Annotated in this window: 15 protein-coding genes and 1 tRNA gene; 12 read left to right on the top strand and 4 right to left on the bottom strand. The window is 67.7% G+C overall.

Going from position 1 to position 15,645, the window contains the following annotated elements; genetic code table 11:
* The first annotated feature begins 20 nt into the window (after positions 1 to 20).
* The gene (locus C1932_RS13645; RefSeq protein ID WP_108762533.1) at positions 21 to 1,130 is read left to right on the top strand and encodes a toxic anion resistance protein; all 1,110 of its coding nucleotides are present in this window, start codon (positions 21 to 23) and stop codon (positions 1,128 to 1,130) included.
* A 197-nt stretch (positions 1,131 to 1,327) separates the two neighbouring features.
* Here C1932_RS13645 and C1932_RS13640 read toward each other — a convergent pair whose 3' ends face one another.
* Positions 1,328 to 2,212 carry a LysR family transcriptional regulator gene (locus tag C1932_RS13640; protein WP_108762532.1) on the bottom strand — a complete coding sequence of 295 codons (885 nt, stop codon included), beginning with the start codon at positions 2,210 to 2,212 and terminating at the stop codon, positions 1,328 to 1,330.
* A gap of 97 nt (positions 2,213 to 2,309) precedes the next feature.
* Here C1932_RS13640 and trpB point away from each other — a divergent pair, with 97 nt between their 5' ends.
* The 5 genes from trpB (at position 2,310) to glmM (ending at position 7,444) form a co-directional block, all read left to right on the top strand.
* A complete protein-coding gene (gene trpB, locus C1932_RS13635; protein ID WP_108750233.1) occupies positions 2,310 to 3,527 on the top strand; it encodes a tryptophan synthase subunit beta in 1,218 nt (405 codons plus the stop codon).
* The gene (locus tag C1932_RS13630) at positions 3,524 to 4,213 is read left to right on the top strand and encodes a hypothetical protein (protein WP_108762531.1); all 690 of its coding nucleotides are present in this window, start codon (positions 3,524 to 3,526) and stop codon (positions 4,211 to 4,213) included. The genes trpB and C1932_RS13630 overlap by 4 nt, the downstream gene beginning before the upstream one ends.
* A 1-nt stretch (position 4,214) precedes the next feature.
* Positions 4,215 to 5,024 (top strand): tryptophan synthase subunit alpha, encoded by an 810-nt coding sequence (trpA, locus tag C1932_RS13625; RefSeq protein WP_108762530.1) that lies wholly within the window; start codon positions 4,215 to 4,217, stop codon positions 5,022 to 5,024.
* Positions 5,025 to 5,204: 180 nt separating this feature from the next.
* A complete protein-coding gene (gene accD / locus C1932_RS13620; protein ID WP_108750230.1) occupies positions 5,205 to 6,080 on the top strand; it encodes an acetyl-CoA carboxylase, carboxyltransferase subunit beta in 876 nt (291 codons plus the stop codon).
* Positions 6,080 to 7,444 carry a phosphoglucosamine mutase gene (gene glmM, locus C1932_RS13615; RefSeq protein WP_108762529.1) on the top strand — a complete coding sequence of 455 codons (1,365 nt, stop codon included), beginning with the start codon at positions 6,080 to 6,082 and terminating at the stop codon, positions 7,442 to 7,444. The genes accD and glmM overlap by 1 nt, the downstream gene beginning before the upstream one ends.
* A gap of 83 nt (positions 7,445 to 7,527) precedes the next feature.
* Here the strand turns inward: glmM and C1932_RS13610 are convergent, their stop codons facing one another.
* The 3 genes from C1932_RS13610 to C1932_RS13600 are packed head-to-tail and all read right to left on the bottom strand — an operon-like array spanning position 7,528 to position 11,427.
* Entirely contained in the window at positions 7,528 to 8,385 is an 858-nt protein-coding gene (locus C1932_RS13610; protein WP_108762528.1) for a polysaccharide deacetylase family protein, read from the bottom strand.
* Positions 8,378 to 9,523 (bottom strand): glycosyltransferase family 4 protein, encoded by a 1,146-nt coding sequence (locus C1932_RS13605; protein ID WP_108762527.1) that lies wholly within the window; start codon positions 9,521 to 9,523, stop codon positions 8,378 to 8,380. The genes C1932_RS13610 and C1932_RS13605 overlap by 8 nt, the downstream gene beginning before the upstream one ends.
* Positions 9,524 to 9,543: 20 nt before the next feature.
* Positions 9,544 to 11,427, bottom strand: coding sequence for a sulfatase-like hydrolase/transferase (locus C1932_RS13600; protein WP_108762526.1), 1,884 nt, complete (start codon positions 11,425 to 11,427; stop codon positions 9,544 to 9,546).
* Positions 11,428 to 11,616: 189 nt separating this feature from the next.
* Between C1932_RS13600 and C1932_RS13595 the strand changes: the two genes are divergently transcribed.
* The 6 genes from C1932_RS13595 to C1932_RS13570 all read left to right on the top strand — a co-directional run bounded on the left by C1932_RS13595 (position 11,617) and on the right by C1932_RS13570 (position 15,628).
* A complete protein-coding gene (locus tag C1932_RS13595) occupies positions 11,617 to 12,552 on the top strand; it encodes a 2-oxoglutarate and iron-dependent oxygenase domain-containing protein (protein WP_108750226.1) in 936 nt (311 codons plus the stop codon).
* Positions 12,553 to 13,236: 684 nt separating this feature from the next.
* Positions 13,237 to 13,992, top strand: a complete 756-nt coding sequence (tpiA, locus tag C1932_RS13590) for a triose-phosphate isomerase (RefSeq protein ID WP_108753695.1) — start codon at positions 13,237 to 13,239, stop codon at positions 13,990 to 13,992.
* Between the two features lie 50 nt (positions 13,993 to 14,042).
* Complete coding sequence (gene secG, locus C1932_RS13585; protein WP_108750224.1) at positions 14,043 to 14,480, top strand: preprotein translocase subunit SecG; 438 nt, start codon at positions 14,043 to 14,045, stop codon at positions 14,478 to 14,480.
* A 51-nt stretch (positions 14,481 to 14,531) separates the two neighbouring features.
* Positions 14,532 to 14,616 (top strand) — tRNA-Leu (locus C1932_RS13580).
* 110 nt (positions 14,617 to 14,726) lie between these two features.
* On the top strand, positions 14,727 to 15,083 hold the full coding sequence (locus C1932_RS13575) for an NADH-quinone oxidoreductase subunit A (protein WP_079222613.1): 357 nt from the start codon (positions 14,727 to 14,729) through the stop codon (positions 15,081 to 15,083).
* Positions 15,074 to 15,628 (top strand): NADH-quinone oxidoreductase subunit B, encoded by a 555-nt coding sequence (locus C1932_RS13570; protein WP_079222612.1) that lies wholly within the window; start codon positions 15,074 to 15,076, stop codon positions 15,626 to 15,628. The genes C1932_RS13575 and C1932_RS13570 overlap by 10 nt, the downstream gene beginning before the upstream one ends.
* Positions 15,629 to 15,645 lie beyond the last annotated feature (17 nt).

The following is a 15,645-nucleotide window of genomic DNA, read 5'->3' as shown; positions in this document are numbered from 1 at the left end:
ATCTGCAAGGAGACTGCCCGATGACCCAGGACAGCCACATCAACGGCGGCCTCGTGCCGAGCGCCGCCACCCCCGCCACGATCGATGAAAGCACGCTGCAGGCCCTGGGCCTGGTGGCGGACGACCTGCCGCGCATCGCGCAGATCCGCCAGGAACTGGACGACCTGCGCCCCGGCAACCTGCAGGTGTTCGGTCGTGAAGCCGCCACCCGCACCGCGGCGTTCTCCAGCCAGCTGCTGGACCAGGTGCGCAACCGCGATCTGGACGCCAGTGGCGAGAAACTGGGCGAAGTCGTGCGCATCGCGCGCAGCTTGAAGCTGGACGGCTTTGCCCAGCGATCGAAGGTGCCGATCATCGGCGGCCTGATCGACCGCCTGCGTGCGTCCAAGGGCGAGCTGGTGCAGAAGTTCAGCGACACCAACGCGCAGATTGAACAACTGCTGGGCGATGTCGGCGCGAAGCAGACGCTGATGGGCAAGCGCGTGGGCGAGTTCGACCGCATGCATGACATCGTGCGCGAAGAACGCCATGCACTAGGCCTGTACGCCGCCGCCGGCAAGCAGCGGCTGGCCGAACTGCAGGCCGAACAGCTGGCCGGGCAGGGCACTGACGACCCGCAGCAGCGCATCCGTCAGAGCGAGATCGACAACGCGATCCGCCTGATCGAAAAGCGCGTGTCCGACCTGCTGCTGATGCAGCATGCCGCCGACCAGTCGCTGCCGATGATCCGCTTGATCCAGGCCAACGCGCTGCAGCTGATCGAGAAGTTCAACACGGTGCGCGAGATCACCATTCCTTCGTGGAAGCGCCAGTTCGCGATCCAGCTCTCGCTGAGCGAACAGAAGAACGCCGCGGAACTGGCCACCTCGATCGACGATGCCACCAACGAGCTGATGCGCCGCAATGCCGATCTGCTGCGCCAGGCCTCGGTGGATACGGCGCGCAGCAACCAGCGTGGGGTGATCGACGTGGCCACCCTGCGCCACGTGCACGACCAGTTGATCGCCACCGTGGAAGAAGTGCGCAGCATCCATCGAGAAGGCATGCAGCAGCGCCAGCAGGCCGAAGTGGAACTGTCGCGCCTGCGCGAAGACCTGCAGCAGCGCCTGGCGGCGCCAACCGCGCCCTGAGTGCACCGTAGCGTCGAGCTTGCTCGACTGCGGCCGCCCTCTACCGTCGAACTCGCTCGACTGCCGTCGCCGTAGAGTCGAGCTTGCTCGACTGCCCTGGCTGTGCCTTCGCTCCAGTCGAGCAAGCTCGACTCTACGATCTGGAGCAGTCGAGCAAGCTCGACTCTACGATCTGGAGCAGTCGAGCAAGCTCGACGCTACAGTTGCTGCATAGCCCACTCGGCCAGCGCTTCCACGCGTGGGTCAACTGGACCGTCCGGCCAGGCCAGCACCCAGAACCCGCCGGTCGCTGAGAACCCCCACGGGGCAATCAGTCGCCCGGCGGCCAGGTCTTCGGCCACCAGCGGTTCCGGCGCGATCGCCGGGCCCAGCCCAGCCACCGCTGCTTCCAGCAGGTAGTACAGATGTTCGAAGCCGGTGCCGAACTGCAACTGGTCCGCATCCAGCCCATGTGACTGCGCCCAGCCCGGCCACGCCTGCGGGCGCGAATGGGTGTGCAGCACGCGTTCGAGCAGCAGGGCCGACGGCGCGGCGTGGCGCAGGCGCTGCGCGGCCGGGTGTGAAGGCGCCACCACCACGCCCACCCGTTCCGGTGCCAGTTCGCGTACCTGCCAGCCGCGCGGCCAGGGCCCTTCGGCCAGCAGCAGCACCGCGTCCAGTGCCGCCTGCGCCTCGGTGAAGGCTCCATCCAGTGCCGACCATTGCAGGTTCACCCCGGGCAGCGCCGCCTGCAGCGCGGGCAGCCGCGGAATCATCCAGCGCGCCAGCACGCTGCCGCTGCAGCCGAGTACCAGGGCAGGGGAGGCGGCGGGCCGGCGCAGTTCGCGCACGCAGCGTTCGATGCCGGCAAATGCCTCGCCGCACGCCGCCTGCAGACGCTGACCGGCGTCGGTCAAGCGCAGGCCGCGCCCGGAGCGCTGGAACAGCGCCAGACCCAGGTGGTCTTCCAGCAGTTTCAACTGCCGGCTCACCGCACCATGGGTCACATGCAGGGCCTGCGCAGCGCGACCCACCCCGCCCAGGCGGGCGGTGGCTTCGAAGGCGCGCAGGGCGTTGAGCGGCGGCAGCAGAGAGGTGCTCACGTGAGATTTCCTGACAGTACACGCCAGATAATATCGATATTCCGGTCAGGATCCGTGCGCTAGAGTATCCACCTGTCTCGAACCAGCGGTCGCTTCCATGTCTGCCTCCCCCATTGCCGACTACCACGCCTTCCCGGATGCTCAGGGCCACTTCGGCCGCTACGGCGGCAGTTTCGTTGCCGAAACCCTGGTCGGCCCGCTGCAGGAACTGGCCCAGGCCTACGACCAGGCCCGCCAGGACCCGGAATTCCAGCGTGCCTACGACCGCGATCTGGCCCATTACGTGGGCCGGCCCAGCCCGATCTACCACGCCCAGCGCCTGAGCGACCACGTCGGCGGTGCGCAGATCCTGCTCAAGCGCGAAGACCTGAACCACACCGGCGCGCACAAGATCAACAACACCATCGGCCAGGCGCTGCTGGCGGCTCGCATGGGCAAGAAGCGCATCATCGCCGAGACCGGTGCCGGCCAGCACGGCGTGGCCAGTGCCACCGTCGCCGCGCGCCTGGGCCTTGAATGCGTGGTCTACATGGGGGCCACCGACATCGAGCGGCAGAAGATCAACGTCTACCGCATGAAGCTGCTGGGCGCCACCGTGGTGCCGGTCACCTCCGGCTCGGCCACGCTGAAGGATGCACTCAACGAAGCCATGCGCGACTGGGTGACCAACGTGCAGGACACCTTCTACATCATCGGCACCGTGGCCGGCCCCGATCCGTACCCGCGCATGGTGCGTGACTTCAACGCCATCGTCGGCCGCGAGGCGCGCGAGCAGATGCTGGCCGAGTACGGCCGCCTGCCGGACGCGATCACCGCCTGCGTGGGCGGCGGCAGCAATGCCATCGGCCTGTTCCATGCCTTCCTCAACGATCGCCAGGTCGAGATCGTCGGTGCCGAAGCGGCCGGCGACGGCATCCATACCGGCCGTCACGCGGCGTCCATCGCTGCTGGCCGCCCGGGCGTGCTGCACGGCAACCGCACCTATGTGCTGTGCGACGACGATGGCCAGATCATCGAAACCCATTCGGTGTCGGCCGGCCTGGATTACCCCGGCGTCGGTCCGGAGCACGCGTTCCTGGCCGACAGTGGCCGCGCGCGCTACCTGGGCATCACCGATGAGGAAGCGCTGCAGGCGTTCCACCTGCTGGCGCACACCGAAGGCATCCTGCCGGCACTGGAATCCAGCCATGCCCTGGCGCAGGCGATCAAGCTGGCGCGCGAGCGCCCGCGCGACCAGATCGTGCTGTGCAATCTGTCCGGTCGTGGCGACAAGGATGTGCACACCATCGCCGCGCGCGAGGGTCTGGTGCTGTGAACGGCGTGCTGCGCCATGGCGGCGTGCTGGCGCTGGCCGTCGGCCTGGGCGGCTGCGCGCCACCCGAGCCGCCGGTGCTGGCGCCGGAAGCGGCCACCCCGGCGGCGATCGCCGCCTCGCAGCACCCGGCCAGCAACGATGACGACCTGGCGCATCGCCCCATCGATGACGCCCCCGCGCCTGCGCCCATTGCCGCGCCGGCCGCAGACGAAGCACCTGCGGTGGTGTCGGTCGCGTTGGACCATGCCGGTGATGTGCTGGTCGGCCAGCGATTCAGCGAACTGCAGGGGGAGAGCGAATGGCACTCCGCCGGCCTGCACGAAGCCACCCAGGGGCGCTGCGAGTACTACGAGCGCGGTCTGTTGCCCGAAGGGGTGTCGATGCTGGTGCAGGACGACGATGTGGTGCGCTTCGATCTGGCGCCCATCGATGATTCCGGCCAGGTCGTGCTGCAGCCCGGGCCGTTCGGGCTGCACCTGGACATGCCCCGTGCGCAGGCCCTGAAGCGGCTGCCCGCCGGCACCAGTGCCCAACCGTACGGGGCCGATGCGGAAGCCGGTGAAAGCCTGCTCTGGCAGGACCCGGGGTCGGACCTGGCGATCCGCGTGGAGATCGTCGGTGGCGTGGTATCGAGGATGTACTGGGGCGCCAGTGGCGCCGTTGAATTGATTGAAGGATGTAGCTGAAATGTCCGTTGAACGTATCGATGCCTGCTTTGCCCGCCTGCGTGCCGCCGGCCGCAAGGCACTCATTCCCTTCATTACCGCCGGCGACCCGTCGCTGGAAGCCACCGTGCCGGTCATGCATGCGCTGGTCGAGGCCGGTGCCGATGTGATCGAGCTGGGCGTGCCGTTCTCCGACCCGATGGCCGACGGCCCGACCATCCAGCGCAGCTCCGAACGCGCGCTGGCGCGCGGCGCAGGCAGCCGTTACGTGCTGCAGGCGGTGGCCGAGTTCCGCCAGCGTGACACGCAGACGCCGGTGGTGCTGATGGGCTACCTGAACCCGGTTGAGATCCACGGTTACGCGGCGTTCGCGCAGGCGGCCGTGCTGGCCGGCGTGGATGGCGTGCTGCTGGTCGACCTGCCGCCGGAAGAGGCCGGCGAGGCGAAGCTGGCCTTCGATGTGGCCGGCCTGGCGCTGGTGCTGCTGGCCTCGCCCACCACCAGCGATGCGCGTGCGCAGACCCTGCTGTCGCTGGCACGCGGCTATCTGTATTACGTCAGCTTCGCCGGCGTTACCGGTGCCTCCGAGCGCCTGGACAGCCAGGCCGCAAGCGCGCGCCTGCAGGCCCTGCGCGCCGGGGCGACGGTGCCGGTGGTGGCCGGCTTCGGCATCAAGGATGCCGCCAGTGCAGCGGCCATGGCCGTGCAGGCCGACGGCGTGGTGGTCGGCAGTGCGCTGGTGGCGGCGTTGGCCGATGCCGCCTCGCCGGAACAGGCGGCGCAGCAGGCGCACGCATTCCTGGCGCCCCTGCGCCAGGCCCTGGACGCCTGACGGCCGCGCCCGGGCGTGGCCCGGCGCTGCGCGCGCAGCGTTGTCGCGCTAAACGTACGTCACAGCATGGTTTTTTCCGAACCCCCGGCAATCACGCGGGGGTGCACGGGCAGGGGGAGCGGCGCTAGACTGTCGGCCTTTGCGGCCTTCGGGCCGCCCTGAACGGAAGTGTCCTCCCGCATGAGTTGGCTCAGCAAGTTGATGCCGTCCGGCATCCGCACCGACAACACCCCCAGCAAGAAGCGCAGCGTCCCCGAGGGCCTGTGGGAAAAGTGCAGCAGCTGCGGCAGCGCGCTGTACCGCCCCGAGCTGGAAGAAAACCTGGAGGTCTGCCCGAAGTGCGGCCACCACATGGCGATCCGCGCCCGCGCGCGCCTGGCCGCGCTGTTTGACGCGGACAGCACCACCGAGATCGCGGCGCGCCTGGGGCCGACCGACCTGCTGAAGTTCAAGGACCAGAAGAAGTACAGCGAGCGCATCAAGATCGCGCAGAAGAACACCGGCGAGTACGACGCGCTGATCGCCATGCGCGGCCTGCTCAAGGGCCGTCCGCTGGTGGCGTCCTCGTTCGATTTCGCCTTCATGGGCGGTTCGATGGGCTCGGTGGTGGGTGAGCGCTTCGCGCTGGCCGCCGAAACCGCGCTGGAAATCGGCGCCCCCTACGTGTGCTTCTCCGCCAGTGGCGGCGCGCGCATGCAGGAAGGCCTGTTCTCGCTGATGCAGATGGCCAAGACCTCGGCCGCGCTGGGCAAGCTGCGCGAGGCCGGCCTGCCGTACATCTCGGTGCTGACCCACCCGACCACCGGTGGCGTGTCGGCCTCGTTTGCGATGCTGGGCGACATCAACATCGCCGAACCGCAGGCCCTGATCGGCTTCGCCGGCCCGCGCGTGATCGAACAGACCGTGCGCGAAAAGCTGCCCGAAGGCTTCCAGCGCTCGGAGTTCCTGCTCGAGCACGGTGCCATCGACCAGATCTGCGACCGCCGCGAAATGCGTGACCGCCTGGCCGATCTGCTGGCCATGCTCGGCCGTCAGCCGCGGCCGGAGGTGGCTTGATGGGAGGCCGCAAGTACTTCGGTACCGACGGCATCCGCGGGCGCGTCGGCCAGAGCCCGATTTCGGCCGATTTCGTGCTGCGCCTGGGCAATGCCCTGGGCCGTGTGCTGGTGGCCCAGCGCGGCGCGCATGGGCGTCGCCCGATCGTGGTGATCGGCAAGGACACCCGCATTTCCGGCTACATGTTCGAAGCCGCGCTGGAAGCGGGCCTGGTCGCCGCCGGTGCCGACGTGCAGCTGCTGGGCCCGATGCCCACGCCGGCCGTGGCCTTCCTCACCCGTACCTTGGGCGTGGATGCCGGCATCGTCATCAGTGCCTCGCACAACCCGCATTACGACAACGGCATCAAGTTCTTCTCCGCCCAGGGCGAGAAGCTGGATGACGCCACCGAACTGGCGCTGGAAGCGGCGCTGGACGTGCCGTTCACCACGGCCGAATCAGAGCAGCTGGGCAAGGCCTCGCGTGCCCGTGAAGCGGTGGGCCGCTACATCGAGTTCTGCAAGGCCAGCGTGCCGCGTTCGTTCGATCTGCGTGGCGTGCGCCTGGTGCTGGACTGCGCACACGGCGCCACCTACCAGATCGCGCCGCTGCTGTTCCGCGAGCTGGGTGCCGATGTCATCGGCATCGGTGGCGAACCCAACGGCGTGAACATCAACGACGGCGTGGGCTCGACCCACATCGACAACCTTGCCGCCAAGGTACGCGAGACAGGCGCTGACCTGGGCATCGCCTTCGACGGCGACGGCGATCGTGTGCTGATGGCCGACGACCAAGGTACCCCGGTCGACGGTGACGACCTGCTCTACATCCTGGCGCGCGCGTGGCAGGCCGAAGGCCGCCTGCGTGGTCCGGTGGTCGGCACCCTGATGAGCAACTACGGCCTGGAAAAGGCGCTGGCCGAGCTGCAGATTCCGTTCCAGCGCAGCAACGTGGGCGACCGCTACGTGCACCAGGCGCTGATCGAGGGCAACGGCGTGCTCGGCGGCGAAGCCTCCGGCCACCTGCTGTGCCTGGACCGCGCCACCACCGGCGATGGCATCGTCAGTGCGCTGCAGGTGCTGGTGGCGCTCAAGCGCAGCGGGCAGACCCTGCGCCAGGCGCTGCAGCCGTTGTCGAAGGTGCCGCAGAAGACCGTCAACGTGCGACTGGGCGATGTATCGGCCAAGGCCACCGTACAGGCCGACAGCGTGCAGTCGGCACTGGTGGAAGCACAGCAGGCCGTCAGTGGCCGTGGCCGTGCGTTCCTGCGTCCCTCCGGCACCGAGCCGGTAGTGCGCGTTACCGTGGAAGCCGACGACGCCACCCTGATGCAGGACACCCTGGACCGGCTGTCGGGCGCGGTGAAATCCGCCGCAACGGCCTGACCTTCGGCTCAGCCTGCATAATGCAGAACGCCCCGGCAAGCCGGGGCGTTTTCGTTTCCGCCGCGCACAAATGCAGGCAATGCCTAGGGCCCAGGCACCATTTTCTTCTGGCGTGCCTTGAAGCCGTTGAAGATCGGCGCCAGCAGCGGGTGGTAGCTCTGCGCGATGCGCTTGCGCAGCCAGCTGGCCGGGCGGTTGCGGATCGCGAAGCGATAGATGCGTTCCGGATCGCCACCGACCACGTTGCGGCCGAACGGATGGGTGGTGTGCAGGTAGCGGAACCCATGTGCGCGCGCGACCTCGATGTGGTCCTGGTCAAAATCACCATACGGCCAGCACAGGGTGTCGGACACTTCGCCCAGCTGCGCCTGCAGCACCTGCCGCGCCCGTGCCAGGTCCTGGTCGATGCCATCGCGTCGCTGCGCGCGGTCCAGGTCCTGCCGCTGCAGCCAGCGGGTATGGGTGTGGGTATGGCAGTGCACCTCGAAGGTGCCTGCCTCGATGGCGGCGCGTGCTTCGCTCCAGCGCATCATCACATCGTCGCAGCGGTTGTCCTGGAAGATCGCCGTCTCGCAGCCGCGGTGGTCCGGCGTCGGCGGCAGCTCGGCTCCGGCCACGCCGGCATGTGCGCGCACCGGGCCTTCGCCCATCCAGCCGGTCACCACGAACACCACCGCGTGCATGCCGTACTTCTGCAGGATCGGGTGCGCATACACCCAGTTGTCCAGGTAACCGTCGTCGAAGGTGATCACGATCGATTTGCGGGGCACCGGCTTGCCGGCCAGGAAGCCGGCGTACTGGTCCAGCGTGAGCGAGGTCCAGCCTTCGCGCGCCAGCCAGGCGATCTGGCTTTCGAAGTTTTCCGGCGACACGGTGATCATGCCCGGCGACGGGCTTACGTGATGGTGCATCAGCACCGGTACGGTTCGTGCGTCAGCCATGTCCCAGCTCCTTCAGCCACTGGTGATAATAGTATTCGGTGGTTTCGCCGTGGCCGGCCGGGGTGAACCGGTGCGCGCTGCGCATCCAGTCCCAGCCGGCACGGCCCATCAGGCGGCGGCGTTCGGGGTCATCCACCAGCAGGCGCAGCGCGGCTGTCAATGCGGCGCGGTCGCCCAGCCGCGTCAGCAGCGCGTTGCTGCCATCGACCACCATTTCTGGAACACCGCCCACGCGCGTGGCCACGATCGGCACGCCCACGAACGCCGCTTCCAGGAACACCGTGCCGGCCGCTTCCTTGTGCGAGGCCAGGGCGAAGATGTCGAAGCCGGCCATCAGCCGGCAGGCGCCGTCGCGGTAGCCCAGCAGGTGGACCTGCTGCTGCAGCCCCAGTGCATCGCGCAGGGCCTGCAGGCGGGCCATCACCGGTTCGCCATCGCCCACCACCACCAGGTGCAGGTTGCGGTTGGCCTGGCACAGCGGTGCGATGGCTTGCAGCAGGTCGGCATGGCCCTTGGGTTCGCGCAGCACGGCCACGCAGCCCACCACGATATCGTCGGCGCTGAAACCCAGTTCAGCGCGCACCTCGGCGCGCACGTCCTGCAGGCACTGCCACGGGTCGGGCTTGCGGATGTCGCTCCACTGCGGCGGCACCGCAATCGGCGGCACGATGCCGATGCTGGCCGCGGGAACGCCGCGCTCGGCCAGCAGCTGCTTGACGAAACTGCTGACGGTCAGCACCCGGTGCGGGAGCCCGGTGTAGGTCAGCAATGAATTGACCGGGCTCATCAGGTGGCGCGAGCGCACCACCAGCGGCGTGCCGCCCAGGCGCGCGCCGGCGGCGGCGATCAGGGCGTCGCGACGGCTGGTGGTGTTGACCACGTCGTAGCGTTCACGGCGCACCAGGCGTGCCACCGACCAGATGCCGCGCAGCAGGCGCGCCAGGCCGCCCATGCGCAGGGTATGCACGGTGAACCCCGCATCGCGGGCCAGGCCGGCCAGGCGCGCACCGGGCTGGCACAGCAGTGCCACCTCGTGGCCGCGCGCACGCATGGCCTGCATGTGGCGGAAAATGTAGATCTCCTGGCCGCCCATTCCGGTGGCGGCCTCGGTGTGCAGGATGCGCAGCGGGCGAGTCATGGTTGAAGCCGTCCTGTGGTTCAACGATTGCGGAAGCGGGTCAGCGCTTCCCAGGCCGCGCGCAGGCTGGCCGGGTCCGGCGCCTGCTGCGGCAAGGGGTGGTAGCGGCGGTCCAGCGTGGTGGCGTTGCCGAACTTGTCGAACACGTGGATCGCATCGCCGTGGCGCACCGCGCGCTGCGACCAGCTTTCCACCACCAGCGAACGGGTGCCCTGCGGTTCGGCCAGCAGGTCCTGGCCGGTGCTGTAGTCGGCCAGTGCGTTCTCGCAGCCCAGGCCGTGGCGCATCAGCGTCGGTACCCAGTCTTCGTGCGAGCTGGTGCGGGCGTCCTGCGCGGCCGCCTGCCCAGGCCAGTGCAGCACGAACGGCACCTGCAGCTGGTAGTCGGAGAAGTTGCCGTTGTGGCCCCAGTAGTTCAGGCCCAGGTCGTTGAACTCTTCGGCGTGGTCACCGGTGACCAGCACGATGGTGTCCTCGTCCAGCCCCTGCGCGCGCAGCGTTTCCAGCAGCCGCCCGACCAGGCTGTCGGCGTAGTGCACGGCGGTGTGGTAGCGGTTCAATTCCGGAGTCGGGTCGTGATCCGGGCCGAACTTCAGGAAGTCGATGTCCTCGGCCATGGGCTGGGCGACCGCCGGGTAGTCGGCGGGCATGTGGTAGGGCGCATGGGTGGAATCGAGGAAGACGAAGCCGAACCACGGGCGCTTGCCCGCCTGGCTGGCCACGATGTCCTGCTGCAGCGATTCGACGATGGCGCGGTCACGCCCGGCCGAATCGCGATCGCGCGGGCCCTGGTGCAGCTGGCTGCGCACATCGGAAAACACGGTGCGGTCGAACTCGGGGCTGTACAGCGGCGCACTGCCGTACAGGTGCAGGTCGTAACCCTGCTGCTGCAGCACCTTGAACAGCTGCGACCCGCGCTGCTCGGCCAGCATGGTGGGCCAGTAGCCGCCGGGCAGCCCGTACATCAGGCCGAACAGCCCGTAGCGGGTGGCATTGCCGGTGCTGAAGTGCTGTAGGTACACGCGCGAAGACTGCGCCAGCGCAGCCGTATTGGGCATGAACTGCGGCGTCAGTGCGTCCTTGCGCAGTGATTCCAGCACCACCATCAGCACGTTCGGGCGCTGGTGGCTCTGGCAGCGCAGCGGCTGCAGCGGGTAGTTCAGCTGCGCATGGCGCGGGTCGGGCAGCCCGGCCTGCGGCTGGCTGACCACGCCCAGCCGGCGCATGAAGCTCTTGGCGGTGATCGGCTGGGCCCAGGGCAGGTAGTTCCATTGGCTGATGACCGCACGTTCGCCCAGCGCGTCGTAGTAGGCCGTGGCCACCTGTCCGCCGGCCATCAGCACGGCCACCACTGCCCAGGCCTGCAGCACCCGGCGCCGCAGTCGCGCCGCCGGCAGCAGCTTCCAGCAGGCCCAGGCCAGCAGGGCCTGCGCGCCGAACAGGGCGCTGATCATCGCGATCGCCTGCAGCCAGGTCTTCCAGGACAGGCTCACCTGGTCGTGCAGGGCCCCGCCGAACACCATGTTGGCGACCATGGCATTGATGTGGAAGCGGTACAGGGCGAAGACCTTGGCATCCACCAGCAACAGGCACAGCCACAGGCCCTGCATCACGATGGCCGAAACCGTCAGAATGCGCGCGCGCCGTGGCCACAGCCCCAGCGCCAACGGCAGCAGGCCTGCCACCGCACCCAGCGCCAGCAGGTGGCCGGGCAGTGCCACCGACAGGTAGGTCAGGCCCAGCGCACCGCCGGGGTTGTCGCGCACGGGAATGTTGCCCAGCGCGATCAGCGCCGCCAGCACGGCGTTGCCGGCAATGAACAAGGACCACCACGCCAGCCGCTGCCAGCGGCGATCGGCGCCCTGGACGGGCGGGGAGGGGGCGTTGAAGGGAGCGGCATCCATGGCGACGACGGGGTTCAGCAGGGGCAGGGGGGGGCGCGTGTGACGAGAGCGTCAAGGCGCGCGGGGCGGCGCATTGTATCGGTTTGTTTCAATGTATCGGTGTGGGAATTGGGCCGATCTGTCACAATGTTCAGGTGGCCCACAGACAGCTGTCGGGCCGAACAGACCCACGACAAGCCAGGAACCGCTGTGAGCCAGATCCCCACCCTCGACATCACCCGTTTCGACAGCGACCGCGAGGCCTTCGTGGCCGAGCTGGGCGCGGCCTACCGCCAATGGGGATTCGCGGGCATCCGCAACCACGGCATCCCGCAGGCCGACATCGACGCGGCCTACGATGTCTTCAAGGCCTTCTTCGCCCTGCCGGACGAGGTCAAGCGCAAGTACCACGTGGCTGGCAGCGGCGGCGCCCGCGGCTACACCCCGTTCGGCGTGGAAACCGCCAAGGGTTCCAAGCACTTCGACCTGAAGGAGTTCTGGCACATCGGTCGCGAGATCGCCGATGACTCCAAGTACCGTGACGTGATGGCGCCGAACCTGTGGCCGACCGAGGTCGAGGGCTTCCGCGAGCGCGGCTACGGCCTGTACCAGGCGCTGGACAACCTGGGTTCGCGCGTGTTGTCGGCGCTGGCCCTGCACATTGGCCTGCCGGAGGACTTCTTCGCCGACAAGACCAATTTCGGCAATTCGATCCTGCGCCCTATCCATTACCCGCCGATCACCACCGACGACATTCCGAACGTGCGTGCCGGTGCCCATGGCGACATCAACTTCATCACCCTGCTGGTCGGTGCCAGTGCCGCGGGTCTGGAAGTGCAGTCGCATGATGGCCAGTGGGTGCCGTTCACCTCGGACGCCGACACCATCGTGGTCAACATCGGCGACATGCTGCAGCGCCTGACCAACCACGTGTACCCGTCCACCATCCACCGCGTGGTGAACCCCCCGGGCGAGCTGGCCCGCCAGCCGCGCTACTCGGTGCCGTTCTTCCTGCACCCGAACCCGGACTTCCTGATCGACGTGCTGCCCTCGTGCATCACCCCGGAAAACCCCAGCCGCTACCCGGAGCCGATCACCGCCCACGGCTTCCTGGAAGAGCGCCTGCGCGAGATCAAGCTGAAGTAATGAGAAGGCCGCCGAAAGGCGGCCTTTTTCTTTGCAGGGTTGCACCCTGCACCCGCAGAGGCCAGAGCCAGAGCCAGAGCAGCTCTGGGGTGTTCCGTGGGGAGGCGGGGAGGTGTCGGATGGCGGGGACGCCGTTAACCCATCCATGGGGGCTTGGCCGCGGCATCCATGCCGCGGACACCCCGCCATCCGACACCTCCCCGCCTTCGACGGTTTCCCGGTGACGGTGGGTCAATCCCGTTTCCGGTAGATCCACGCCATGCGTGGATGAAATCTGTGAGGGGCGAACGGGGAGGGGTCAGATCCCTTTTCCTGCGGAAAAGGGATCTGACCCCGGAACCCACCCGGAATGCCGCTTCTGCTCTTGCTCCTGCTCTTCTTTTTTCTTTCCGTGGCGGGCGGAACCGCTGGAATGTGTCAGGGGCCGGGCGGGTGGGTTGCGCAGGGGCGCAGGCGCCATGGATGGCGCCTACGAGCTTACAAGGACGTACTTGCAGCGTCCCCTGCGCGGCCCACCCGCCCGGCCAACCCAATAAAACCCACCGGGCCGTTCGCGACCAACCCAACCGCCCCGCCACGAGGGGCTGCGCCGTTGGCTGAAAATCCATGTAACCGCTTACACGGAAACGGATTTTTGCCATAGCGGGTATCATGGGCGGCTGAGTTCATACAGGAGCCACCGCCATGCGCCGCAAGATCGTCGCCGGAAACTGGAAGCTGCACGGCAGCCGTCAATTCGCCACCGAGCTGCTCGGCCAGGTGGCCGCCGGGCTGCCCAAGGCCGGGGTGGAGGTGGTCATTCTGCCGCCGCTGCCGTACCTGGGCGAGCTGGTCGAGGACTTCGGCGAGACCGGCCTGGTGTTTGGTGCCCAGGACGTCAGCAGCAATGAAAAGGGCGCCTACACCGGCGAGGTCTGTGCGGCCATGCTGCACGAGGTCGGCGCCCGCTACGGCCTGGTCGGCCACTCCGAGCGCCGCCAGTACCACCAGGAGAGCAGCGAGCTGGTCGCCCGCAAGTTCGCTGCGGCCCTGCACGCCGGCCTGGTGCCGGTGCTGTGCGTGGGTGAAACCCTGGAACAGCGCGAGGCCGGGCAGACCGAAGCGGTCATCGCCAGCCAGCTGGCACCGGTGCTGGCGCTTGTCGGCGCCGAGGGGTTTGCCAACGCCGTGGTGGCCTACGAGCCGGTCTGGGCCATCGGTACCGGCAGGACCGCCAGCAAGGAGCAGGCCCAGCAGGTGCACGCCTTCATTCGTGGCGAAGTCGCGCGCATGGATGCTAGAATCGCCGATTCACTGCCCATTCTTTACGGCGGTAGCGTGAAACCCGACAATGCCGGGGAACTGTTCGCGCAGCCGGATGTCGATGGTGGGCTGGTCGGCGGCGCCTCGCTGGTGGCCGCGGATTTCCTGGCCATCGCGCAGGCGGCGGCACACATTTAGTCAAGACAGCCGGCTCAGCGTCGGCCTAACAGTCCGAGGGCGGATTTCCAATGCTGATGTTGATCCTCAATGTCGTCTACGTGCTGGTGGCCGTAGCCATGATCGCGCTGATCCTGATGCAGCGTGGCTCGGGCGCGGCAGCGGGCTCGGGCTTTGGTGCTGGCGCCTCGGGGACTGTGTTCGGCGCGCGCGGCGCGTCCAACTTCCTGTCCAAGTCCACCAAGTGGCTGGCCGTGGTGTTCTTCGGCATCAGCCTGTTCATGGCTTGGTACGCCGGCCATGGCACCCGTCCGGCGGCCGACCAGGACCTGGGCCTGATGTCCGCCCCGGCGGCCAGCGCCCCGGCCGTTCCGGCGGGTGAACTGCCGGCTGCGCCGAAGGCTGCGGAGGTCCCGGCGGCGCCGGTTCCGGCCGCCACTGTGCCGGCTCAGGCGGAAACTTCCACTTCTGGTGAAGAAAAGCCGTCCGAAGGCTCCCAGAAAGACTGAAGCCGGTTACAATACGCGGCGCATCGGGTTGTCTGACTGATGTGATCGTTTGCCCAGGTGGCGGAATTGGTAGACGCACTACCTTGAGGTGGTAGCGACTTAGGTCGTAGGGGTTCGAGTCCCCTCTTGGGCACCATTTGTAAGTAAAGCGGGTTCTCCTGGCGCGCAATGCGCCAGCCGTTTCCCGTCCACTCCCCCATGCCAAAGCGCCTGCAGGCGCGGCGGCAGAGGCAAGAGAGAATCGCTGTGCTGGCCGAATATTTGCCGTCTCTGCTGTTTCTGATCGTCGCCACCGGTATCGGCATCACGCTGATGCTGATTGGTCGATTCCTCGGCCCCCGCCGCCCCGATCTGGAAAAGCTGTCGCCGTACGAATGCGGCTTCGAGGCCTTCGAAGACGCGCGCATGAAGTTCGACGTGCGCTACTACCTGATCGCGATCCAGTTCATCGTCTTCGACCTGGAAATCATCTTCATCGTGCCGTGGACCCAGGTCTTCATGGAGCTGGGCGCCCGTTCGCTCGTCACCATGGGCCTGTTCGTCGGCATGCTGTTCCTCGGTTTCATTTACGTCTGGAAGAAGGGAGCGCTGGAATGGGAGTGATTCAGACTCTCGATGGCCTCATGAACAACCCGGTCCCGGAAGGGCGGGTGGATGACATCCTGCGGCCGGAAGGCGACAACCCCCTGCTGGAAAAGGGCTTTGTCACCACCAGTGTCGATGCCCTGCTGAACTGGGCGCGCACCGGCTCCATGTGGCCTATGACCTTCGGTCTGGCCTGCTGTGCGGTGGAAATGATGCACGCCGGTGCGGCGCGTCTGGACCTTGACCGCTACGGCGTGGTGTTCCGTCCGTCGCCGCGTCAGTCCGACGTGATGATCGTGGCCGGCACCCTGGTCAACAAGATGGCCCCGGCGCTGCGCAAGGTCTACGACCAGATGCCGGACCCGAAGTGGGTCATCTCGATGGGCAGCTGCGCCAATGGCGGCGGCTACTACCATTACTCCTATTCTGTCGTGCGCGGCTGTGATCGCGTGGTGCCGGTGGACGTCTATGTCCCGGGCTGCCCGCCGACCGCCGAGGCGCTGGTGTACGGGATCCTGCAGCTGCAGAAGAAGATCTGGCGTACACAGACCATCGCCCGCTGACCCTTTTCACCTGACAA

Origin of the sequence: Stenotrophomonas sp. YAU14D1_LEIMI4_1 (assembly GCF_003086815.1) — a bacterium.
In the GTDB taxonomy this organism is placed as follows: Bacteria; Pseudomonadota; Gammaproteobacteria; order Xanthomonadales; family Xanthomonadaceae; genus Stenotrophomonas.
Note: the sequence above shows the minus strand (reverse complement) of the source record. Positions and strands in the feature narration are given on the sequence as shown.